This is a genomic window from Flavobacterium cauense R2A-7, assembly GCF_000498475.1.
GTDB lineage: Bacteria > Bacteroidota > Bacteroidia > Flavobacteriales > Flavobacteriaceae > Flavobacterium > Flavobacterium cauense.
Genome location: NZ_AVBI01000012.1, coordinates 35,122 through 58,788 on the forward strand (window position 1 = coordinate 35,122; position 23,667 = coordinate 58,788).

At 38.6% G+C, this 23,667-nt stretch carries 19 protein-coding genes; all 19 read left to right on the top strand.

Annotation, left to right across the window (positions count from 1 at the left end):
- Nucleotides 1-11: 11 nt before the first annotated feature.
- The 19 genes from FCR2A7T_RS03955 (at nt 12) to FCR2A7T_RS04045 (ending at nt 23,631) form a co-directional block, all read left to right on the top strand.
- The gene (locus tag FCR2A7T_RS03955) at nt 12-992 is read left to right on the top strand and encodes a stage II sporulation protein M (RefSeq protein ID WP_023569991.1); all 981 of its coding nucleotides are present in this window, start codon (nt 12-14) and stop codon (nt 990-992) included.
- On the top strand, nt 976-1,929 hold the full coding sequence (locus FCR2A7T_RS03960; RefSeq protein WP_035117282.1) for a hypothetical protein: 954 nt from the start codon (nt 976-978) through the stop codon (nt 1,927-1,929). The genes FCR2A7T_RS03955 and FCR2A7T_RS03960 overlap by 17 nt, the downstream gene beginning before the upstream one ends.
- On the top strand, nt 1,922-2,710 hold the full coding sequence (locus FCR2A7T_RS03965; protein WP_051369499.1) for a hypothetical protein: 789 nt from the start codon (nt 1,922-1,924) through the stop codon (nt 2,708-2,710). Before FCR2A7T_RS03960 ends, FCR2A7T_RS03965 begins: the two co-directional genes overlap by 8 nt.
- Entirely contained in the window at nt 2,711-3,901 is a 1,191-nt protein-coding gene (locus FCR2A7T_RS03970) for a DUF4350 domain-containing protein (RefSeq protein ID WP_023569993.1), read from the top strand.
- A gap of 2 nt (nt 3,902-3,903) precedes the next feature.
- Nucleotides 3,904-4,971 carry an AAA family ATPase gene (locus FCR2A7T_RS03975; RefSeq protein WP_023569994.1) on the top strand — a complete coding sequence of 356 codons (1,068 nt, stop codon included), beginning with the start codon at nt 3,904-3,906 and terminating at the stop codon, nt 4,969-4,971.
- Nucleotides 4,971-6,302, top strand: coding sequence for a DUF58 domain-containing protein (locus tag FCR2A7T_RS03980; protein WP_035117284.1), 1,332 nt, complete (start codon nt 4,971-4,973; stop codon nt 6,300-6,302). Before FCR2A7T_RS03975 ends, FCR2A7T_RS03980 begins: the two co-directional genes overlap by 1 nt.
- Nucleotides 6,303-6,863: a hypothetical protein gene (locus FCR2A7T_RS03985; RefSeq protein WP_023569996.1), complete on the top strand. Its 561-nt coding sequence runs from the start codon at nt 6,303-6,305 to the stop codon at nt 6,861-6,863. It begins immediately after the preceding gene.
- Nucleotides 6,864-6,916: 53 nt separating this feature from the next.
- On the top strand, nt 6,917-7,705 hold the full coding sequence (locus FCR2A7T_RS03990; protein ID WP_023569997.1) for a TrmH family RNA methyltransferase: 789 nt from the start codon (nt 6,917-6,919) through the stop codon (nt 7,703-7,705).
- A gap of 52 nt (nt 7,706-7,757) precedes the next feature.
- Entirely contained in the window at nt 7,758-9,299 is a 1,542-nt protein-coding gene (locus FCR2A7T_RS03995) for a serine hydrolase (RefSeq protein ID WP_023569998.1), read from the top strand.
- Nucleotides 9,300-9,687: 388 nt separating this feature from the next.
- Entirely contained in the window at nt 9,688-11,859 is a 2,172-nt protein-coding gene (locus FCR2A7T_RS04000) for a histidine kinase (RefSeq protein ID WP_035117288.1), read from the top strand.
- A 6-nt stretch (nt 11,860-11,865) separates the two neighbouring features.
- Nucleotides 11,866-12,621, top strand: coding sequence for a LytR/AlgR family response regulator transcription factor (locus tag FCR2A7T_RS04005; RefSeq protein ID WP_023570000.1), 756 nt, complete (start codon nt 11,866-11,868; stop codon nt 12,619-12,621).
- Between the two features lie 142 nt (nt 12,622-12,763).
- The gene (locus FCR2A7T_RS04010; RefSeq protein ID WP_023570001.1) at nt 12,764-13,876 is read left to right on the top strand and encodes a hypothetical protein; all 1,113 of its coding nucleotides are present in this window, start codon (nt 12,764-12,766) and stop codon (nt 13,874-13,876) included.
- Nucleotides 13,877-14,248: 372 nt separating this feature from the next.
- Nucleotides 14,249-15,436 carry a hypothetical protein gene (locus FCR2A7T_RS04015; RefSeq protein ID WP_023570002.1) on the top strand — a complete coding sequence of 396 codons (1,188 nt, stop codon included), beginning with the start codon at nt 14,249-14,251 and terminating at the stop codon, nt 15,434-15,436.
- An 18-nt stretch (nt 15,437-15,454) separates the two neighbouring features.
- Entirely contained in the window at nt 15,455-16,231 is a 777-nt protein-coding gene (locus tag FCR2A7T_RS14670; protein WP_023570003.1) for a T9SS type A sorting domain-containing protein, read from the top strand.
- A gap of 170 nt (nt 16,232-16,401) precedes the next feature.
- Nucleotides 16,402-18,624, top strand: a complete 2,223-nt coding sequence (locus FCR2A7T_RS04025; RefSeq protein WP_023570004.1) for a RelA/SpoT family protein — start codon at nt 16,402-16,404, stop codon at nt 18,622-18,624.
- An 84-nt stretch (nt 18,625-18,708) separates the two neighbouring features.
- Complete coding sequence (locus FCR2A7T_RS04030) at nt 18,709-19,149, top strand: Fur family transcriptional regulator (protein WP_023570005.1); 441 nt, start codon at nt 18,709-18,711, stop codon at nt 19,147-19,149.
- A 54-nt stretch (nt 19,150-19,203) separates the two neighbouring features.
- Nucleotides 19,204-20,475 carry an adenylosuccinate synthase gene (locus FCR2A7T_RS04035; protein WP_023570006.1) on the top strand — a complete coding sequence of 424 codons (1,272 nt, stop codon included), beginning with the start codon at nt 19,204-19,206 and terminating at the stop codon, nt 20,473-20,475.
- Nucleotides 20,476-20,590: 115 nt separating this feature from the next.
- On the top strand, nt 20,591-22,237 hold the full coding sequence (locus FCR2A7T_RS04040) for an OstA-like protein (RefSeq protein WP_023570007.1): 1,647 nt from the start codon (nt 20,591-20,593) through the stop codon (nt 22,235-22,237).
- A gap of 197 nt (nt 22,238-22,434) precedes the next feature.
- Nucleotides 22,435-23,631 carry an aspartate aminotransferase family protein gene (locus tag FCR2A7T_RS04045; RefSeq protein WP_023570008.1) on the top strand — a complete coding sequence of 399 codons (1,197 nt, stop codon included), beginning with the start codon at nt 22,435-22,437 and terminating at the stop codon, nt 23,629-23,631.
- Nucleotides 23,632-23,667: the final 36 nt, after the last annotated feature.

Consider the following 23,667-nt stretch of genomic DNA (forward strand, 5'->3'; position numbering starts at 1 on the left):
TTTAGCCCTTTATGAGAGAAGTTGCGTTTATAAAACAAAATAAAGAAAAATGGCTTGAATTTGAACAGGCTATTTTTGGCAAAGCTAAAAAAAATCCTGATGAATTGGCCAGTTTGTACATTCATTTGGTGAATGATTTGTCGTATGCACAAACGTATTATCCTAAAAGTAAAACCGTGGTGTATCTCAACCACCTTGCTTCTCAGATTTATCAAAAGATTTACAAAACCAAACGTGAAGAAACCAATCGGGTGGTTTATTTTTTCAAAACAGAAGTTCCTTTGCTCGTTTATGAATACCGCAGGTATATTCTGTATGCTTTTCTATTGTTTTTTCTTTGCACCGGAATTGGGGTAATTTCGGCTCATAATGATGCGACATTTGTCCGTTTGATTATGGGCGACGGCTATGTAAACATGACCTTGGAGAACATCGAAAAAGGAAATCCGGTGGCCGTTTACAAAAGTGGCAGCAATTGGGGCAGTTTCATCGGCATTACACTGAACAATCTTATTGTAGGCGCAAAATGCTACGTATACGGTATTTTTGGTGGCGTGGGTACATTTTTTGTATTGATTCAGAATTCCATTATGTTGGGTTCGTTTCAGTATTTCTTTTACCATGAAAATGTGTTTTGGGAAAGTGTACGCGGCATCTGGATTCACGGTGCAATGGAAATTTTCGGAATGGTTATCGAAGCCGGATGCGGATTTATTTTAGGCGCCAGCATCTTGTTTCCAAAAACCTATTCCCGACTCAATTCGTTTAAAACCGGATTTAAAAACAGTCTGAAAATATTTTTAAGCACTATTCCTTTTACCATTGCGGCCGGATTTTTAGAAGGATTCATCACCCGTTACTCAATTGACATGCCGAGAGTTCTGAATATTATTATCATTTTAGGCACATTGTCCATCATCGCTTATTATTTTTTAGTGTATCCTTTTATCGTTAACCGAAAAACAAACAGAAAACATGTTTCAGCTCTTTAAAAAAAGAAACTTCAGCGAATTGGTAGGCGATACTTTCACGTTCTTTAAAATGAATGGAAAGCACTATTTCCGCAACTATTTCATCATTAACGGTGGTTTTTTGCTGGTGCTTTTAGTATTGGTATATTTCATCATGAACGTGTTTTTTGAAGGTTTATTCGCAAATCTTAACGGAGGTTTTGGCGGCACAAACAATACTATCGACCATTACATAAACGACAATCTGGAACTGGTAATCACTCTTGGAGTTTTAATTGCCATAACCGCTATATTTCTAAGTATTTTAAGTTATGCTTATCCGGTGGCGTATATGAAATTACTCGAAAAAAAATCCGGTTTTTCCACCAGTGAAATTATCGCTGTAATAAAAAGTAAAATCGGCAAAATCATCATTTTCTTTATCGCTTCGCTTTTTGTGCTTATTCCGATTATGCTGATCGTGATGGTACTGAGTTTTGCCTTGGTTTTCATCCTGATTGGTATTCCGTTGTTATTCATCATCATTCCGGCAATGATGTGTTGGTTTTCACTCAGCTTTTTCGATTATATTTCTACCGAAAAAGGGTATTTTGAAGCCTTAGGAAACGGATTCCGACTAATGAAACAGAAATTCTGGCCGGCCGTGGGATCTACCGCCATCATGTACCTTATCATGCAGATTGTTGTGGGCTTCGCATCGATGATTCCTTATCTGATAGGCATTTTCTCGATGTTTACCGATTTAGAAAATCAGACTTCCCCAAACATACAACCAGAGAAATTTTCTTTTTTAATGCTCATGCTGGGAATTTCCATGATTTTATCGCTGTTACTGAATTTTATTTTTCAGAATCTACTGTTGGTAAACCAAGGAATTATTTACTACAGCATTCGAGAAGAAAACGAAAACAATACCTCAAAAAGTGAAATCGACCTGATTGGAACCCAAAGTGAATAAACTACTATCCTACATACTATTCTTTTTTTCGCTTACCGTATTCTCTCAAACGGAAAGCGAAATTGTTGTAGACACAACTGTTCAGTTTGTTACAACTGATAAAAGCGCGTTACCCAAAACCGAAAAGGAAGATTATGAAATTTATCAGGACAACGACAGTATTGTATCGAAATCCTTCCGAGAAGACTTCCAAAAAAACTATCAATCAGAAGAATTTCGATACCAACCGGTGCTAAAAGACACTTCCCGCTGGGACAATTTCAAAGCCTGGCTGGCGTATTGGCTGGATCGTATTTTCTCTTTCGGTGGCGAAGGAAATGCATCTGTTTTTGAAATCATCCTCAAAACAATTGCCGTTTTAATTGTCCTTTTCGTAGTGTACCTTATCGTAAAAGCGATTATCAATAAAGAAGGCGGGTGGATTTTCGGAAAATCATCCAAAAAGAAAATTACTACGACTGAATTTTCAGAAGAAGACATTCACAGCATCGATTTTCGAACCATTATCGATAAAAGCAAAGCGGCCAACAACCACCGACTCTCCATTCGTTATTACTATTTATGGTTGCTGAAACGCATGTCGGACAACGGCATTATCGAATGGGATATTGAAAAAACCAATTCCGATTATCTCTACGAAATCAAACGCACTGCCTTAAAAGAAGATTTCCAGTACCTTTCCTATATCTATGATTATAGCTGGTACGGAGAATTTACCATTGATGACGCTTTGTTTGCTAAAGCCGAAAAAGCCTTCGTTAAAACTATAAATTCGATATAAATGAACAGAACTCTCAAAATATACATTGCGTTTTTTGTGCTGATTATCATCGGAATTATCGTTATTGATGCCAACCGCTCCAAACCAATTGACTGGTCGCCCACATATGCCACAAAAGACAAAATTCCATTTGGACTGCACGTTTTTAATGAGGAGAGCGATACCTTATTTAAAGGGCAAAAAGTGGAACGCTTCGGTAGCACGCTTTACGAATTTTTAGATCCGAAATACAATTTTGCCGATTCCACTTACTCCATTAAGGGAAATCTACTACTAGTTTCGGAAAATAACGAATTTGACGAAGCATCCCTAAACGAATTAATCTGGTTTGTGGAACACGGAAACTCGGCATTCTTGAGCATGAAAGATTTTCCGGAACAACTGATGGATACACTGCATACCGATTTCGGAAACCAATATTCGTTATCGGACAGCCTGTATTTCAATTTGACCAACGATGCCTTCAAACATAAAAATTACACGTTTAAAAAAGGCGCGAGTCTTTCCTATTTCAACAAAATTGACACCCTAAACGCAACTGTTTTAGGCTATCAGGAAATTGATACTTCAAAACACGTGAATTTTATAAAAGTCCCGTTCGGAAGAGGAAATTTCTACCTCCACACCCAACCGGCGGCATTTTCCAATTATTATTTACTGAATAAAAGCAACGCGGGATATTGTGCCGACATTCTTTCCTACATCCCGAAAGGAACCGTTTACTGGCAGGCAAAAAGTTTTAAAAATGAGGAACTTTCGAGTTCACCGATGCGCTACATCCTAAGTCAGCCGGCTTTAAAATGGGCCTGGTATTTGTTTTTAATCGGAATGACTACTTTTATAATTTTCAATGTAAAACGACGACAACGCATTATTCCGATAAAAGTACCGCTGCAAAACACAACCGTTGATTTTACCAAAACCATCGGGAATTTATACCTTCAGGAAGGCAATCATCATCTCATCATTGAAAAAAAGATTATTTATTTTCTGGAAAAAATACGCACCGATTATCTGATTGACACGTTTAATTTAGACGAAACCTTCATCAATCGTTTGCATCAGAAAACCGGAAAAGACAAAGCCGACATAGAAAATGTCATCCGATTAATAAAAAGACACCGAAACAATCTGCCAAGTACAGAAAAAGACGTTATCGAAATCAGTAAAGCAATAGATAAATTAAAGTAATTATGGATACTTTCGAAAATAACCACATTCCAAACAACGACATTTCAAATCAGGAATTTTCAGGAGAAGTGACACCAACTACAGCCGTTTCAAACGAAAATGTAAATTTTGAAACCCGCATCAATCTGACACCATTGCTACAAAGTGTTACCGAAATCAAGAACGAATTAAGTTCCGTTATCGTCGGACAGCAAAAAATGATTGATCAGCTTTTGGTAGCCGTTTTGTCCAATGGTCACGTACTTTTGGAAGGCGTTCCGGGCGTAGCAAAAACAATTACGGCTAAATTACTTTCCAGAACATTGGCATTGGATTTCAGCCGCATTCAGTTTACACCGGATTTGATGCCGTCGGATATCATCGGAACTTCGGTATTTGATTTGTCGAAATCGGAATTCCAATTCAAAAAAGGACCGGTTTTCTCCAATTTCATCCTGATTGACGAAATCAACCGTGCTCCTGCCAAAACTCAGGCTGCGTTGTTTGAAGTGATGGAAGAACGTCAAATTACCGTGGATGGAAAAGCGTATCAAATGGACGCTCCGTTTTTGGTAATCGCCACACAAAACCCAATTGAACAGGAAGGAACGTACCGTTTGCCGGAAGCACAATTGGACCGTTTCTTATTCAAAATAAGCATTGATTATCCGAATCTGAACGAAGAAATTCACATCCTTCAGAAAGAAAACGAGTTACAGGACCGCAACAAACTGGAAAATATTCGTGAAATACTTTCCAAAATCGAAATCGGAAATTATCAGCGTTTGGTAAAACAAATCAAGATTGAAAGCCATTTGGTGGAATACATTGCCAAAATCGTAATGAATACCCGTGAAAATGCGTTCCTGTATTTAGGAGCCTCTCCTCGTGCTTCAATTGCGATTTTAAATGCTGCCAAAGGTTTTGCTGCCCTTCGCGGACGTGATTTTGTTACGCCGGAAGACATTAAAGACGCGGCCGTACCGGTATTGCAACACCGTGTAATGGTTACTCCGGAAAGAGAAATGGAAGGCATCACCTCCACCGAAATCATCCGACAAATTATTGATACCGTAGAAATTCCGCGCTAATGCAGTTTTTTAAAAAACTATACCTCAACAACCTGTTTTTCTATGTGCTTTTAGGCATTATAGCAGGGTTTGTTTTGGCTTATTTTTTCCCGAGTTTATACAAGGTTTGCTGGCTTTTGTTGTTTCTTCTGATTTCGTTTACCGGCTTAGACATCGTATTGTTGTTTGCCACAAAACAAGACATAAAAGCAACCCGAAACGCACCGGAAAAATTCTCCAACGGCGATGAAAATGAAATTTCTGTCAAGCTGAAAAACCATTATTCGTTTTCTGTTTTTGCTAAGGTTATTGATGAAATTCCATTTCAATTTCAGGTACGAAATTTCGAAATCAACCGCAAATTAACAGCGAACGGGAAAGATCAATTTCAATATCATTTACGGCCGACGGAACGCGGAGAATATTTCTTTGGCAACCTGAATGTGTACATTTCTTCTCCGTTACGACTAATTTCACGACGCTTCACGTTTGCCAATAATCAGATGGTGCCTACTTATCCGTCGTATATTCAGTTGCGAAAATACGATCTGATGGCATTCTCAAACAATCTGTTGCAATACGGACTGAAACGAATCCGACGCATTGGTCATACCATGGAATTTGAACAAATTAAGGAATACGTACAGGGCGACGACATCCGCACCTTAAACTGGAAAGCTACCGCCAAACGCAATCAGCTGATGGTAAACCAGTTTCAGGATGAAAAATCGCAAACGGTGTATATGGTTATCGACAAAGGACGCGTAATGAAGATGCCGTTTAACGGATTGAGCTTACTGGATTATGCGATTAATGCGAGTTTGGTGTTGTCGAACGTGATTCTGAAAAAAGGAGACAAAGCCGGACTGTTTTCGTTCTCCAAAAAAGTGGAAAACCGTGTCATGGCCGAACGTCGCCAGTCGCAGATGAACCTGATTCTGGAAAGTCTGTACAACATCAAAACGAATTTCTTCGAGAGCGACTACAGTCGTTTGTATGTAGACATCAAGAAAAACATCAACCACCGCAGTCTGATTTTACTGTACACCAATTTTGAAACCGTTGATGGATTGCACCGCCAATTACCTTATTTAAAAGGAATTGCCAAAAACCATTTGTTGGTGGTGGTGTTCTTCAGTAATACGGAATTAAACGATTTGATTAACAAAAAGGCAACTACGATTCAGGATGTATACGATCAAACCATTGCCGAAAAATTTGCCTTTGAAAAACGACTGATTGTAAGTGAACTTAAGAAATACGGTATCTATTCGGTGTTAACCCAACCGGAAAACCTTACGTTGGACACCATCAACAAATATCTGGAAATTAAAGCAAGGGGAATTTTGTAAATGTTTTCGATATACGGCGTATTGAGTAATCTTTTCTTAGGCTTCGGACTGTACAATCTGTTGTTTCTTTTTTTAGGATTCACCGGTTTTAGAAAGAACAACTTTTATCGTGAGTTTGACAAATCTGCGATAAAAACCTTACTTTTATTAGGATTGACGTATTTGGCTTTTTATGGCTACGATACCTTGCTGATTTTTATTGATGCTGATACAACAAATAAAACGACTTACCTTCAACGGTTAAACGGCCCCTACGCTTTTGCCTTGTTTGCTCAACAGTTTCTGTACATTATCTTTTCATTGGCGTTTCTTATTCCGTATGTAAAACGATTCTTCCCTTTGCGTTTGCTCTTCGGATTAGGGCTGATGCTGAATTTTGAGAAATTTACAATTATCGTAACCTCATTACACAGAGATTATCTTCCGAGTTCCTGGACCATGTATTCAACACTTACCGGTTCAATAGCAATGGATTGGCTTTTGAGCATGGTTTTTTTCGTAGGTCTTTCCTTTATACCCTACTTTTTCGGGTTACGAAAACAATCTGTCCGCAATATGTAATCTAATCTGATTTTACTTTGTAAATTTGCGTACTAACTGATTATCAAATCGTCTTGAAACAAATCACTTCCGTTCAGAATCCGTATATAAAATCCTTGGTTCAACTTCAGGAAAAAGCCAAAACCCGTAAACAAACCGGAACGTTTTTAATTGAAGGACAGCGCGAAATCATGCTCGCTCAAAAAGGCGGTTATGTATTGGAAACCATTTTATTTTTGCCGGAATTGATCGCCGAAAACGACATCCGACAACTCACACGTCAAAAAGTCGAACTGATTGAAATCTCAAAAGAAGTCTATCAGAAATTAGCCTATCGCGATACTACCGAAGGAATTCTTGCCATAGCCAAAACCAAATCGTTACAGTTATCGGATTTAAAACTGTCTGAAAACCCACTGGTATTGGTTGCCGAAGCGACGGAGAAACCGGGAAATTTAGGTGCGCTTTTACGAACTGCTGATGCAGCTAATCTAGATGCGGTAATTATCGCCAATCCGAAAAGCGATATGTACAACCCTAATGTGGTGCGATCCAGTGTTGGCTGTTTGTTCACCCGACAAATCGCAACCGGTTCTACCGAAGAAGTAATCGCTTATCTGAAAGAAAACAACATTGCTGTTTATTGCGCTACGTTACAGGATTCAACCTACTATCATACACAAGATTACACTACTCCATCAGCTCTTGTTGTTGGGACAGAAGCCACAGGATTAACGGAGGCATGGAGAACCGCAAGTACCAAAAACATCATTATCCCAATGCAGGGCGAAATCGATTCGATGAACGTTTCGGTTGCGGCGGCGATTTTGATTTTTGAAGCGAAGCGACAAAGAGGATTTTAAGGAATAGAGGCAAGAGACAAGAGACAAGAGACAAGAGACAAGACATATAACTATGAAAAACAAATTAATCCTAATATCACTTCTCATCGGTTTTAGCGTTTCGGCGCAAATGACGGCTCCACAAGTGGATGAACTGGTAGAGAAAACCATGAAAACGTTCAATGTTCCGGGAATTGCGGTTGCAATTGTAAAAGACGGAAAAGTAATTCATTCAAAAGGATATGGCGTTACCTCCATCATCACCAAACATAAGGTAAACGAAAATACGTTATTCGGAATTGCCTCCAACAGTAAGGCTTTTACAGCAGCGGCATTAGCCATTCTAGCGGATGAAAAAAAACTGAATTGGGACGATAAAGTCATTCAATACATTCCTGATTTTAAGATGTATGATGATTATGTCACAAAAGAATTCACCATCCGCGACTTACTTACGCACCGAAGCGGATTGGGCATGGGAGCCGGTGATTTAATGCTTTGGCCGGAAGGAAGCGATTTCACAACCCGTGACATCATTCATAACTTACGCTATCTGAAACCGGTTTCGAGTTTTAGAACCAAATTTGATTACGACAACTTACTTTATATTGTAGCCGGGGAAATCATTCAGAAAGTTTCCGGAAAATCGTGGCCTGAATTTGTAGAAAGCAGAATCATGCTTCCACTTCAGATGGAGAAAAGCAAAGGAAATTGGCACAGAATACCGGACACGACAAACGTTGTTACGCCGCATGTTCCTTTAAACGGAAAACTAAGAATTACCAAGCAGAGTAAAAACTCGGTTATGGATGCTGCTGGTGGGATATTTTCCAATGTTTCCGACATGAGTAAATGGGTCATCGCACAACTGAACAAAGGAAAATACGGTCCTGAGAATAAAGTTTTATTTAGCGAAGAACAGCATAACGAAATGTGGGCACCGCAAACCTTAATTCCTGCGAACACGACTCCGCCTTACAATACCCATTTTAGTGCTTACGGTTTGGGTTGGTTTTTGAGCGATGTGAAAGGTTATAAACAAGTTACCCATACGGGAGGATTGGAAGGGATGGTAACTCAGGTTACGTTGCTACCGGAACTAAATTTGGGTATTGTGGTTTTGACCAATCAGCAATCCGGAGCGGCTTTTTCAGCGATAACGAATACCATCAAAAACACTTATCTGCAGATTCCGTATAAGGATTATGTGGAAATGTACAGCAAACGAAATCAGGAAATGACCGGTAATGCAGACAAAGCCACAGAGGAAGTTTGGGCAACCGTAGCAAAAAACAAAACTGTTCAGAAAATTAATCTGAACAAAATTACAGGTTCATATACCGATAACTGGCTCGGTGAAATTACCATTAGCGAGAAAAAAGGAAACTATTATTTTACTTCCAAACGCTCGCCACAATTATCCGGTGAAATTTTCTTTTACAAAGACAACAGTTTTGCCGTGAAATGGTTCAACCGAAATATGGAAGCCGATGCGTTTGTATATGCGACTTACGATTCGACAGGGAAAGCCTCCAACCTAAAGATGAAACCGATTTCGGAACTGACGGATTTCAGTTATGATTTTCAGGATTTGGATTTTAACCGGAATAAATAATTATTTACAAAGCGCTCTCAAATGGGCGCTTTTTTATTGTAACAGCATACATTACTATTGACTTTCCAAACACTTCAACAGTTACAAAACGATATCAGATATCCGTTTTAAGCATAGGCTAATACGTTTGGTTAATGCATTCCATTTTGATGATTTCGAATAGTGTATTTTTCACAGAAACGACATTTCCGAATCGCCATAACACCTTCAACAACAACACTATTAAAAACTGTTTGCAAATTATTTTTCCATACTTTCTTATTACAAAACCAAAAAAGTAAGGGGTTTACAGATGACCAAAATCCAACAAAATCATCAGTAAACTGATAAATTTACTACAAAAAATATCTTTACTTTTGGCTTTCAAAAATTTGACAAACGATTAAATATGTTCAAAAGCACTCGCCTTTTTATTCTATTTTTTTTCATAATCACGCTATCAACTTCTTACGCACAGAACAAGATTATTGATTCGTTAAAAATTGCACTGCAAAACCCAAAACTGCATGACACTACAAGATTGCAAATGATTCATGATGTTGCCCGCACTAAATTTACGAACAACTTTGACCCGAAGTTTCATCAAGTAGTGGACCTGTTAGGCGAGATTGCATTGAAAAATTATAAAAAAAAGAATACCCCAAAACTACAAACAAGGTATTCCAAATGGCTCGCTACCTATTATTCCAGTCTTGCAACCCGATATTTACAGAAAGAAGAATACGACAAATCAGCACAGTATTATGATAAAGCCATAGCGCTTTATAAAGCAACGAAGTCTTATGAAGATATGTACACCGTTTATCTTACAAAATCAGGTCTTTATAAGACAACAAATGAGACGGATAAACAAATAGCGTTGATATTTGAAGCCCTAAAATTTTATGAAAAGGATAAGAAGACTTATGTGCATTCCTTGTATTATGCTTATACTACATTGGCGTATGCTTACAGACATCAGAATGAGTATGAAAAAGCGATTGAAAATAGCTTGAAAGCCATACACTATTGCGACATGTCGTATAAAGAATATCCCAGCAATCTCACTCTAAATTGGAAAGCTTCTAATTATCAGAATATGGCTTACTGCAACAGCAAGCTTAAAAAATATAAGGAAGCTTTAGCAAACAGCTACAAATCGCTTGAAATCACCCGAAAATTAGGAGCAGACACACAAACAATTCTTACTTTATCTGGTGCTGCCGATATGCAAATGAAACTTTCCAATTTTGAGGAAGCCGAAAAGCTATTTCAGGAAATCTTAGCCATGAAATCCGCTTCCACAAATAGTATGAGTATGGCGGCGGCTTATTATGGTCTTGGGAATATCAGTTTTAATAAAGGAGACCTAAAGAATGCAGGTGATTATCAAGAAAAAGCTTTTGAGTTGAGCAAAAAAACAACCAATAAGACGCTTCAGAAAGATATTGCCGAGATGTTGTATAAGATAAACTTAGCGAACAAAAATTATGAAAAAGCACTTCACTATTATGAATTTGATAAACAAATAACGGATTCTACCCGAATTGCCTCCTCAAAAAGAGAAATCTCGGAGCAGCAGCTCAAATATGAGTTTGAAAAAAAAGAACTCCAACAAAAAATCATTCAACAAAAGAAATTAGCGGCCATTAAACTGGAATCGGAAAGGAAAACGGCTCTCGAAACTTCGAAAAACAAACTGGCGCAACAGCAATTAAAGTATGATTTTGAACGAAAAGAACTTCAGCAGAAAATCATACAAGGGAAGAAAGTATCGGCCGTAAAACTCTTGGGAGAAAAGAAAGCCGCTGCAATCAAACTTGAAGGCGAAAAGAAAACCGCTGTTAAAAACAACTGGCTTATCGGGTTGTCAAGTTTACTTTTACTGATACTTGTGGGTGCTTATTTTTATTATCGCAACAGCAAACAGAAACAAGCGATTACTGTTCTTGAAAAAGAACAAATCAAGCAAAAGCTTCTAATCACCCAGATGAACCCACATTTTATATTCAATTCCATTGACAACATTCAGGGATTAATTCATGACGAAAAAGATAACGAAGCGATAAATTACCTGACCAAATTCTCGAAACTGACGCGTCAAATTCTGGAAAATTCCAATGAAAATTACATTTCGCTTTCCGAAGAAATAGAAATGACCCAAAACTATTTGGCCATCCAGCAGCTTTTGTACGATAACAAATTCAGTTTTAACATTACCATTGAGGACGATATCGATCAGGAAGCGATCTTTTTGCCACCGATGCTTACACAGCCTTTCATCGAAAATGCCATCAAGCACGGTTTAAGCAATACCACTAATCAAGGACAGATTGACATTCATTTTTACCTCAAGGATCAAAAATTATTTTTTGAGGTAAGTGATAACGGTAAAGGATTTGACGCGGTTCAGAAAACAACCAACCACAAATCTTTAGCGATGACCATTACCAAAGAACGATTGGTAAGTTACACCAAAAATCAGGATTTTGTAGTACACACTGATAACATAAAAGACACTAACGAGAATATTGTTGGCGCCAAAGTTAGTTTTGAAATCCCTTATATTTACGAAAATTAAAGACCCATGTTACGAGCCGTAATTATTGACGATATAGAAAACATTAGAAAGAAGAACAGCACCATGATTAAGATGAACTGCCCTTCTGTTACCCTAATTGGTGAGGCCGATTCTGTGGAATCCGGTGTAAAACTTATTAAACAATTGTCGCCCGATCTTGTTTTTTTAGATGTGGAAATGCCAGACGGAACCGGCTTCGATTTGCTTCAAAAATTAAAGCCTTTCAGTTTTAAAGTCATTTTTATTACGGGTTATGAGGACTTTGCGGTTAAAGCGTTCCGTTTTTCCGCCATTGATTATTTGCTGAAACCACTTGATCCTGATGATTTGGTTGAAGCCGTAAAAAAGGCAGAAAGCTCCCTTAGCAAAGAAGTTTTTGATATGAAACTCAGCAATTTGTTTGCTAACTTGGAACGTCCTAAAAACCTTCAGAACCTTATTTTAAAAACCGCTGACAGGATTTACTCCGTTAATATTCAGGATATTGTAAACTGCGAATCGGATAAAAACTACACTACGTTTCATTTTATCAATGCGCCAAAGCTAATTGTTTCTACCAATCTTAAAGAGTATGAAACCCTGCTTACGCCACATAATTTTTTCCGCACCCATCAGTCGCATTTAATCAACATGGCCTATTTCGACCATTTCATCAAAACCGACGGCGGGAATACCATCGTAATGAAAAACAAAGTTACCATACCGCTTTCCGTTCGTAAAAAAGAAGAGTTCATGGTGCTTCTTGAAAACCTTCAGGTATAAATTTTTCGAAAAACGAATTTCCTTTCATCTTCTACGAATTTCCTTTAAAAGGAAACAGATGTTCATTGCCTAAAATTGCCATTTTCTTTTGCTTTATGTTTGGCCTGCAATTAAGCTAATAACTTAAAAAAAACAGTAAAACATGAAACAAATTAGAACGAGTGCACTCATTATTGCATTATTATTTTCCTTTACGGCTGCTAATGCACAATTATTCAATAAGGTTAAAAAAGGGGCCGATGATGCCGGAACGGTTATCGAAAATACAAAAGCTGCAGACAAAGTACTGAAATCTGCCAAAGGGAAAGCCGGAAAAGGCGGCAAAAGCGGTGATTTTGGAGGTTTAAAATTAGATTGGACCACTTTCAAACAAACGCCAGCCGTAACTTTCAACTCCCTACTTTACGGAACCACTGCCGGAACCATTAACAGTTATACGGCAACTTTTATCCCAAATAAAACGGTTGACGGCAGAACAGTTCATGCCTTTTCGGATCAATCGCAGTATTTGAGAATTAAGGTATACAAAGACAATCAATACATGAACTATTTTGAGTATTCCGGAGATCAGGTTTTTGATGACGGTAAGAAAACAAAATTCAATGAACCAAGTAGTCGTTACCAACGTGATGGCGAATGGGTTGGACATTCAGAATCGTTTATAACAGATTGGGGGCCGGGTAATTACAGATTGGATTTTTATGCCGGAGACAAAATGTTTTATTCTTTTGATTTTGAGTTGGCTAAACTAACGAATTCAGATCCTTATGCCGCCATGAATGAAATGTATGTGGTACGCGGACCATGGAATAATTTTGCTTATTTAAATCATGCCAATACCGGTAATCTTCTTTTTGGTTTTTATATTACTCATGAAGAATTTATGCCAAATCCTTCTAACAGTAGAAAAACCAACAAAAGTGTGAAATGGTCTGTAAATATGTTCAAAGACAATAAACTATATGCACAACATTATGGCAATGGACCAAACACAGCTCAAGTAGAACAAGCAAAATGGAATGAAGTTTCATGTGCCTTTAAACTGGTGAACAAACCCGGAGAGATTAAATTTGCAGATCTTACTGATGGTGCTTACAAAATTGAACTTACCATTGAAGGTGAAAACGATCCGAGAATCTACAATTTTACTGTTAAAGATAAAAAGATTGTACTAATTCCGGAACAAGACAGAACTAAAAACACTGATCCGACAAGATTAATCGAAGGATGGAATGATTATTTCTGGTTGAAATAAGTAAAATAACACCTCTTTTCAAAAGTAGCCTAAAAAGCCAGTCAATTAACTGGCTTTTTTTCCATTGTCATTCCTTGCATTTCATGCTAAACTCAAAAAAACGAATTTCCTTCCAATCGTAACGAATATTAACCCAAAACCTACGGATATTCATTAGTCAAAATCCCTGTTTTTCTTTCCTGTAATTTTGTAACATAATTTCTAAAAAACAGCATTAAAAGATTAATCTTACATAAAAATATAATCTTATGTTTGCACCCCTAATCCAAAAAATTAGGTGGTTTTAACAAGAACTCATTATTAAAATTTTAATCCAAAAACTAATTTACTAACTAAAAACCTTAAGGCATTAAGGGAAAATCAAAAAACGAAATGAAAAAAAAATTACTTTTTATCGCAATCGCAGGCTTGTTTACCTCGATGGCAAATGCAGCTGATTTATACGTTAGGGCGACAGGTACCGGCGGTGCTTACACATCCGTATCTGCAGCGATAACAGCAGCTAACAACGGAGACCGAATCATCATTCAGCCCAAAACCGACGGTTCTGCTTATATTGAAAACCTGACCATCAACAAATCGTTGACCTTTGTTTCGGAAACCAATTACAACAAATATTTCATCAGAGGAACTATTAACATCAATCCGGCCGCCGGAAGAGTGGTTACCATAAGCAACTTAAGTTCCGGTAATTTTACCATCTACAATATTGTTGCAACTGGCGCTACAACTGGCGGAAGAACAACCATCAATCTGTACAACTGTTATTTAAATAATGTTGATACAACACCTGCAAACACTACAACAAACATGTCTGGATGTACTGTTAGCGGCTACGTATTTTTTTCACACGGCAGAATGACCGGTAACAACGCGCAGAGAATTATGGCTTACAACACTTCTTCTGATAATTCCCTTGCAACCAACGATATTGAAATTATAGGAAATGCTACCACTTCTACAATTGGAAGCCAACAAACCAGCTATAATTTTAAATTCTATAATAACTTTACAAGTGGATTTGGAATTTATAATACCAAAACAAGCGGGACTAACGAAATCGTAAACAATACTATTTATGAACCTAATGGCGGAGACATAGCACCTATTTATATCGGCTTAAATGGCGATCCGGGTACTGGCGGAAACATTACCATCATGAACAATGCGATTTCTTTTGTTGTGGCCCAAACTAATGCCTGCATCCAAAATATTAATAGTGTTGCGACGGTAACGGCTTCCTATAACGTATCTACAAATGCCTTTGTAACCGAAGGAACCATCTCGCAAAGCAATAATACGGGAGCTGCCAACATGAACTTCAATAATACGGCTTATACGGTAACTGGTATGAATGTAAATGCCGGAAACCCTGCGGTAAGTTACACCGATTTGGATTTGACCCGAAACGATGCCGGACATTACGGTGGTTCGAACAGTTGGGCTAATTACTTTCCTGCAGACAATGGCGGAAGACCTCAGGTAAACTATTTGGTAACACCGAGAGCCGTTTTAAGTACCGGTACTTTAAATGTTAGTGGTTCAGCTTATTCTAAATAATTTATACTTTAAAGTAAGATGAAAAAAACTATATATAGTGTACTGGCAATTTTAACGGTAGGATTTTGCAGTGCACAAACCTCGTTAACACAAGCCGAATATTTTTGGGATAACGATCCGGGAGTTGGACTTGCAACTGCTGTTCAGGCTACCGATGGTACTTTCAACAGTGCTTTTGAACAACTAACCAAAACCGGAATCACCGCGCCAAGTACAGGATTACATAAATTTTGTATTCGGGTAAAAGATAATACAGGACAATGGGGACCTGTTTTTATTAACGTTGTTAATGTTGAGCAACCTAATACTACACCCATAATGGCCGTATTGCAAGCCGAATATTTTTGGGACACCGACCCGGGAGAAGGCAATGGAACTGCAGTTCTGGCATCCGATGGTACCTTTGACAGCGCTTTTGAGCAACTTTCAAAAACAGGAATCGCCTTACCTGCTGTCGGACTTCATGTTTTCAATGTTCGTGTAAAAGACAATACGGGCACCTGGGGACCTGTTTTCAGGAATGTTGTGAGTGTTCAAACCAACTTAGGCAACACTGATTTTGATTTGAACGGTTTAACCGTTTATCCAAATCCGGTAAAAAACACTTTAAATTTTTCGCATGCCCAAGACATTACAGCGGTTACGGTTTATAATTTTTTAGGTCAGCAGGTACTGTCAAAATCGTTGCAGGTTAATGAATCGTCAATTGATTTATCCGGACTGACATCGGGGACTTACTACCTAACAATTCAATCTCAGGAAAAGGCCAAAACGGTAAAGATTATTAAAGAATAAGCATTACGGTTTTAAAAAATTTAAGTCTCAGGTTCTTTTGAATTTGAGACTTTTTTTGAAATATAAATAAACTACAATGCTTTTCTGAAAAAGCGCTTTTCTATTTAAAACACGAATCCATTTGCAAACTTCATTTCTTTAGCTTATTTTTAGGTACTGAATGAATTACTATGACCGAGATTGATTTAGAAGCTGAAAACAAAGCTATTGCCAAAGAATACAAAGAACTGCTCCGCATCAGTTATCAAACCCTTTCCGAAGACGATAAAAAACTCATTCGAAAAGCCTTTGATGTGGCTGTTGATGCCCATAAAGACCAACGCCGAAAATCCGGTGAAGCCTATATTTTCCATCCTATTGCCGTTGCTAAAATTGTAGCATCCGAAATCGGTTTGGGCGCTACTTCCATTGCAGCAGCCTTAATGCACGATGTGGTGGAAGACACAGACATTACCGTGGAAGACATCGAAAAGATGTTCAACCCGAAAATAGCGCGTATTGTGGACGGCCTAACCAAAATGGCCAAGGTAAAAACGGATCAGGAAATTTCGATGCAGGCGGAAAATTTCCGTAAAATGCTGTTGACTTTGAACGATGATGTTCGCGTAATCCTCATTAAAATAGCCGATCGACTGCACAATATGCAAACCATGGAAAGCATGGTGGATTACAAACAGGCCAAAATTGCTTCGGAAACCTTATACATTTATGCGCCCCTTGCCCATCGTTTAGGGCTGTACAATATCAAAACCCAGTTGGAAGATTTAGGGTTGAAATATACTGAGCCTGATGTTTACAACGACATTGTAAGCAAGATGAAGGAAAGCAAAGAAGAACAACAAGCCTACATTAAATCGATTGCCGATGTTCTTAAAAGCTCTTTGGACGAAGAACACATCGAGTATACGATGAAAGGACGACCAAAATCGGTGTATTCCATCCGCAGAAAAATGTTGGCTCAAGGAGTTACTTTTGATGAAGTATACGACAAATTTGCGCTGCGCATCATTTACAAATCAGACGACCCTCATGAAGAGAAGTTTCTGGCCTGGAAAATTTATTCGATTGTAACCGATCATTACCGTCCATCGCCAAGTCGTTTGCGCGACTGGATTTCTTCGCCAAAGTCAACCGGATACGAAGCGTTACACATTACCGTTATGGGGCCGAAAGGCCGCTGGGTGGAAATTCAGGTGCGAAGTGAACGCATGGACGAAATTGCCGAAAAAGGATATGCTGCCCATTACAAATACAAACAAGGCGCCACGGAAGAAAACAGCCTGGACGTTTGGCTGAACCAATTAAAAGAAGCCTTGGAAAATTCTGAAAGCAACGCTGTTGATTTTGTAGAAGATTTCAAGCTGAATTTGTATGCGAAAGAAATTTACGTTTTCACCCCGAAAGGAGAAATAAAGTCGTTGCCAAAAGGTGCCACTTCTTTGGATTTTGCCTTCAGTATTCACTCGGAAATTGGTGTAAAAACACGTGGTACACGAGTGAACGGAAAATTGGTTCCGCTGAATCACGTTTTAAACAGCGGGGACCAAGTTGAAATTATTACCTCACCAAACCAAAAACCCACCGCACACTGGCTGGATTATGTAACCACCTCCAGAGCGAAAAATAAAATCAAAAACGTACTGAACGAAAGTACCAAGAAAATTGCCGAAGACGGTAAAGAAATCCTAACCCGAAAATTACGCCATTTAAAAGTGGCACTTAACGAACAAACGGTAAACGAATTGGTAAACTTTTTCAAACTGCAAACCAGTCTGGATTTGTTTTACCGCGCCGGATTGGGGACTATTGACAATCAGCAGTTAAAAGATTTTGCAGCACAGAAAAGCAATTCGTTGGTAAATTTCTTCAAGAAAACCATGAAGCGTTCGCCATCGGTTCAACCTGAGCACATTCATAAAAACGAACTCAGCAAAAACTACGACTTATTGGTTTTCGGTGCGGAACAGGACAAACTGGATTATAAATTATCAACGTGTTGCAATCCGATTCCGGGAGACGATGTTTTCGGTTTCGTAACGATTACCGAAGGCATTAAAGTACACCGAAAAGACTGTCCGAATGCCATTAGCTTACAGTCGAATTTCGCATATCGGATTATTCAGGCCAAATGGATTGACTCGTCTCAGGAAGAATTCAAAGCCACACTGAAAATTACCGGAATGGACACCCTTGGATTAACCAATGAATTGACCAAAGTAATCTCCAACCAAATGAACGTAAACATACAGAGTATTTCCCTTAGCGGAGAAGCCGGTTTGTTTAACGGTCAGGTAACAGTAATTGTTCAGAACAATGTTATCCTGAAAAAACTGATGGACAATATCAAGAAAATTGACGGAGTGGACAAGGTAATACGAGTTAACAATATATAATTCGTAAATTTAAAACTATCAAAATTAAACTTTCACCTCACAAAAATTAAACTTATCTTTGCCGGTCTTTCATAGCAAACCTCAATGGAAAATAATAAAAATCAGGAAATTGTAAAAAATGTATTCACCAAATACCTTGAAGAAAAAGGGCACCGAAAAACTCCGGAACGCTACGCCATTCTTCAGGAAATTTACGAGAGTCAGGAGCATTTTGACATTGAATCGCTGTACATTAAAATGAAAAATAAAAACTATCGTGTAAGCCGTGCTACGCTTTACAATACGATAGAATTATTATTGGAATGCGGTTTGGTAAGACGTCATCAGTTTGGACAAAATCAGGCACATTATGAAAAATCCTACTTTGACAAACAACACGATCACATCATTATGAGCGACACCGGCGAAGTAATCGAATTTTGTGACCCGAGAATTCAAACGATCAAACAAACCATCGAAGAGATTTTCGGCATTAACATTCACAACCATTCGTTGTACTTCTACGCTACAAAAAAACAGGATTAAACAACCGTCCAAAAGACCGTTACAACAATAAACAACAACTCAAACAACAACACAATGACAGTAGATTTACTGCTAGGCTTACAGTGGGGCGACGAAGGCAAAGGAAAAATCGTTGACGTACTTACTTCAAAATACGACATTATTGCTCGTTTTCAAGGCGGACCAAACGCCGGACACACCTTAGAATTTGACGGAATCAAACACGTTTTAAGAACCATTCCTTCAGGGATTTTCCACAAAACGGCTATCAACATCATCGGAAACGGTGTGGTAATTGATCCAGTGGTTTTCCAAAAAGAATTGGAAGGTTTGGAAAAATTCAACATGGATGTAAAATCCAAATTATTGATTTCCAGAAAAGCACACTTAATTTTACCAACACACCGTTTATTAGATGCTGCTTCGGAAGCTTCTAAAGGAAAAGCGAAAATCGGTTCAACCTTAAAAGGTATTGGTCCAACATATATGGACAAAACCGGAAGAAACGGAATTCGTGTAGGGGATATCGAATTGGCTGATTTTAAAGAGCGTTATAGAGCATTAGCCGACAAACACGAAGCGATGATTGCATTCTATGATGTTGATATGCAATACAATTTACAGGAAATGGAAGCCGAATTCTTTGAAGCGGTGGACGTTTTAAAAACATTACAATTCATTGACAGCGAAGAATACCTGAACAATGCCATGAAAGCAGGAAAATCAATTCTTGCAGAAGGTGCTCAAGGATCTTTATTGGACATCGATTTCGGAACGTATCCGTTCGTAACTTCCTCTAATACTACTGCTGCCGGAGCTTGTACAGGATTAGGAATCGCTCCTAACAAAGTGAAAGACGTTTTCGGAATTTTCAAAGCGTACACCACTCGCGTAGGTAGCGGACCTTTCCCAACAGAATTGTTCGACGAAGACGGACAAACGATGGCAAGAGTCGGAAATGAATTCGGTGCCGTTACAGGACGCCCAAGACGTTGCGGATGGTTGGATTTGGTAGCATTGAAATATGCCGTTCAGGTAAATGGTGTGACCCAATTGTTCATGATGAAAGGCGACGTACTTTCCGGTTTCGACACCTTAAAAGTATGCACCGGATATAAATACAAAGGCGAAGTTATCTCTCATTTGCCTTACAACATTGAAGAAGAAAATGTGACTCCGATTTTCATAGAGAAAAAAGGATGGCAAGCTGATTTAACCGGAATGACGAAATACGACGAATTACCGGTAGAATTGAAAGAATACATTGAATTCATCGAAAAAGAAGTGGAAGTGCCGATCAAAGTGGTCTCCGTTGGACCGGACAGAACACAGACAATTCTTAAATAACATGAAAACGCTTTCTTCGGAAGGCGTTTTTTTTGATTATTAGTCAGTTATAAATAATTCTTAATAAAAATCGGCTTTCACAGATTTTACTTAAATTTGGACAAAATTTCAGACATTGAAAAACTATTTTCTATTCATAATAAGTGTTCTTTTCATCGGTTTCCATTCATTGGCTCAGGAAAAGAAAGTCATCAGAATCATCAACTCAGATTTCATTGATATGAATCAGACCGAAATTCCCGGCGCGATTCTGTTCACCGGAAATGTACAGGTGGAACACGATGGCGTAATCATCAATTGCAACAAAGCATATCATTTTAAAGATGAAAATTACGTAAAAGCTTTTGGTAACGTACGTTTAAATCAGGGCGATTCCATTACCATGACCAGTAAATATGCCGAATACAACGGAAATCAGAAGTTTGCGTTTGCAACTGGAGATGTGGTTTTACGTTCACCGGAATCTACCTTAACAACCGACACGATTAACTTCGACCGAAGCATCCAACAAGCCTATTACAACACTTACGGAACCATTATCAATAAGGAAAATACATTGCGAAGCAAATCGGGACGTTATTTTCTGAATGAAAAAAAATACCAGTTTAAAACGGCTGTTACGGTTACCAGTCCGGAATCCACCATTAAAACCAATCATCTGGATTATTATGAAGATTCAGGTCACGCCTATGTTTTCGGACCTTCCACCATCAACAACAAAGGCAATATAATTTATACTGAAAATGGGTTTTACGACACTAAGAACCAAACGTCCAATCTATCGAAAAACTCCACTATTGACTATCAGAATCGGAAAATAAAAGGCGATAAAATTTATTACGACGGGAAACGGAATTTCTCGTCAGCCACCAATAATGTAAAAATTACCGACACCATCAATCGTATGGTCGTTACCGGTCATTATGCGGAAATGCACCGAGCGAAAGATTCAATGTTCATCACCAAAAAAGCGTTGATTGCCAGTTTTGTGGAAAATGATTCTGTTTACATCCACGCAGAAAAACTCTTGGTAACCGGAAAACAAGGAGAACGCATCGTACGCGGTTTTAAGAATGCCAGAATTTTCAAATCAGACATGAGCGGAAAATGTGATTCCATTCATTCCGACCAACAAAAAGGACTGACGCAACTGATCGGAAAACCCGTGCTGTGGAGTCAGAAAAGTCAATTAACCGGCGACATTATGCATCTTATCGGTAATAATAAAACCGAAAAAATGGATTCCTTAAAAGTACTGAACAATGCTTTTATTGTTCAAAAAGACACTATCGGCAACGGCTACAATCAGGTAAAAGGACAAAACCTGTACGGAAAGTTTCGGGACAATAAATTGTACGAAGTTGATATGGTAAAAAATGCCGAGATGATTTACTATATGTACAACGACAAAAACGAATTGATTGGAATCGACAAGGGTGTTTGCAGTAACATTCATCTCGAATTACAAGACAATCAGATACAAACGGTAACTAAATTGGTTAATGCAGAAGGACAAATCTATCCGGAAACCGAGTTGCCTGAAAACGCACGGAAACTGCGCGGTTTCGTTTGGCGCGGCGATGAAGAAATAAAACGACTCGAAGATATTTTTTCAGCCGAAGAATTAGCCCTTGACGAGAAGGCTCAGATTCAGAGCAAAAAAGATGCTATTGCAGACGAAAAACCGATGGAGATTAAAAAAGAAACACTGGAATACGGCAAGCCCGTTAAGAAAGCTGTTGCCAAAAAGAAGAAGAAATAGTAATCAGTGTTCAGTAATCAGATTGCAGAAGGCAGATGAGGCAGATTGAAGATAACAAATTGAAAATACAGACATCCCGTTTGTCATTCTGAGCTTGTCGAAGAATTTCATGAAGTCAACAATTAAGAATCCGTTATAATATTTCAATAGCGAGTTTACAAACAACCCAATTATCGAATACACGAATACCTACCACCATGTTAAAAGATTTCTATAAATACCAAGCCCAAACTTCCCCTTATCCTTTAGGCATGGAAGTTTCCCACGCCAAAGGTTCTTATATCTACGACACTAATGGAAAAGCCTATTTGGATTTTGTTGCGGGCGTATCAGCCTGTACACTGGGTCATCAGCATCCGCGGGTGCGTGAGGCCATTGTAAACCAATTGGACAAATATGCACACGTAATGGTGTATGGTGAATATGCACAGGATCCGGCGGTAGAATTATGCAAATTATTAGCCGAAAACACCCCTGCCCCATTAGACAAAGTTTATTTGGTTAATTCCGGTACTGAAGCAACGGAAGGCGCTTTAAAACTGGCGCGCCGCGTTACCGGAAGAAGTCAGCTTATCTCATGCCATAATGCGTATCACGGAAACACCATGGGTTCGATGAGCGTAATGGGATTCGAAGAACGTAAACAAATCTTCCGCCCCTTGATTCCCGATGTAGATTTCATCACCTTTAACAATGAAGAAGATTTACTCAAAATAACTGAAAAAACAGCCGGAATCATCCTGGAAACCATTCAGGGTGGTGCCGGATTCATACAACCGCAAAACGATTTCCTTAAAAAAGTACGCCAGCGTTGCGACGAAGTAGGCGCTTTATTGATTTTAGACGAAATCCAACCGGGTTTTGGCCGTACCGGAAAACTGTTCGGATTCCAGAATTACGATATTGTACCCGATGTTGTCGTGATGGGCAAAGGCATGGGTGGTGGTATGCCTGTAGGCGCTTTCATGGCTAAAGCGGAATACATGGATTTATTAAGCCATGATCCAAAATTAGGACATATCACAACATTTGGCGGACATCCCGTAATTGCTGCAGCTTGTTTAGCTACGCTAAAAGAACTTCTTGAAACCGATTTAATGCCTCAGGCTTTGGAAAAAGAGCAATTAATTCGTAAATTACTGACACATCCTTTAATAACAGAAATTCGCGGCGAAGGCTTAATGCTCGCGGCTATGACAGAAAGTCCTGAAATCACCAATAAAGTTATTTTTAAATGTCAGGATAAAGGACTTATTTTATTCTGGTTGTTGTTTGAAGGTTGCGCTATCCGTATCACTCCGCCCCTAACTCTTTCCAACCAAGAGATTGAAGAAGGTTGTGGCATCATTCTTGAAGCTATGAATGAGGTGATGGAGGAATCAATGAACAATTAAAAATTAACAATGGATAATTAACAATTAGAGTGCTTT

What these genes read in the sequence shown, in the direction of transcription:
- FCR2A7T_RS03955 (WP_023569991.1), top strand. Translation starts at nt 12, where the DNA reads ATGAGAGAAGTTGCGTTTATAAAACAAAATAAAGAAAAATGGCTTGAA.
- FCR2A7T_RS03960 (WP_035117282.1), top strand. Translation starts at nt 976, where the DNA reads ATGTTTCAGCTCTTTAAAAAAAGAAACTTCAGCGAATTGGTAGGCGAT.
- FCR2A7T_RS03970 (WP_023569993.1), top strand. Translation starts at nt 2,711, where the DNA reads ATGAACAGAACTCTCAAAATATACATTGCGTTTTTTGTGCTGATTATC.
- FCR2A7T_RS03975 (WP_023569994.1), top strand. Translation starts at nt 3,904, where the DNA reads ATGGATACTTTCGAAAATAACCACATTCCAAACAACGACATTTCAAAT.
- FCR2A7T_RS03980 (WP_035117284.1), top strand. Translation starts at nt 4,971, where the DNA reads ATGCAGTTTTTTAAAAAACTATACCTCAACAACCTGTTTTTCTATGTG.
- FCR2A7T_RS03985 (WP_023569996.1), top strand. Translation starts at nt 6,303, where the DNA reads ATGTTTTCGATATACGGCGTATTGAGTAATCTTTTCTTAGGCTTCGGA.
- FCR2A7T_RS03995 (WP_023569998.1), top strand. Translation starts at nt 7,758, where the DNA reads ATGAAAAACAAATTAATCCTAATATCACTTCTCATCGGTTTTAGCGTT.
- FCR2A7T_RS04000 (WP_035117288.1), top strand. Translation starts at nt 9,688, where the DNA reads ATGTTCAAAAGCACTCGCCTTTTTATTCTATTTTTTTTCATAATCACG.
- FCR2A7T_RS04005 (WP_023570000.1), top strand. Translation starts at nt 11,866, where the DNA reads ATGTTACGAGCCGTAATTATTGACGATATAGAAAACATTAGAAAGAAG.
- FCR2A7T_RS04010 (WP_023570001.1), top strand. Translation starts at nt 12,764, where the DNA reads ATGAAACAAATTAGAACGAGTGCACTCATTATTGCATTATTATTTTCC.
- FCR2A7T_RS04015 (WP_023570002.1), top strand. Translation starts at nt 14,249, where the DNA reads ATGAAAAAAAAATTACTTTTTATCGCAATCGCAGGCTTGTTTACCTCG.
- FCR2A7T_RS14670 (WP_023570003.1), top strand. Translation starts at nt 15,455, where the DNA reads ATGAAAAAAACTATATATAGTGTACTGGCAATTTTAACGGTAGGATTT.
- FCR2A7T_RS04025 (WP_023570004.1), top strand. Translation starts at nt 16,402, where the DNA reads ATGACCGAGATTGATTTAGAAGCTGAAAACAAAGCTATTGCCAAAGAA.
- FCR2A7T_RS04030 (WP_023570005.1), top strand. Translation starts at nt 18,709, where the DNA reads ATGGAAAATAATAAAAATCAGGAAATTGTAAAAAATGTATTCACCAAA.
- FCR2A7T_RS04035 (WP_023570006.1), top strand. Translation starts at nt 19,204, where the DNA reads ATGACAGTAGATTTACTGCTAGGCTTACAGTGGGGCGACGAAGGCAAA.
- FCR2A7T_RS04045 (WP_023570008.1), top strand. Translation starts at nt 22,435, where the DNA reads ATGTTAAAAGATTTCTATAAATACCAAGCCCAAACTTCCCCTTATCCT.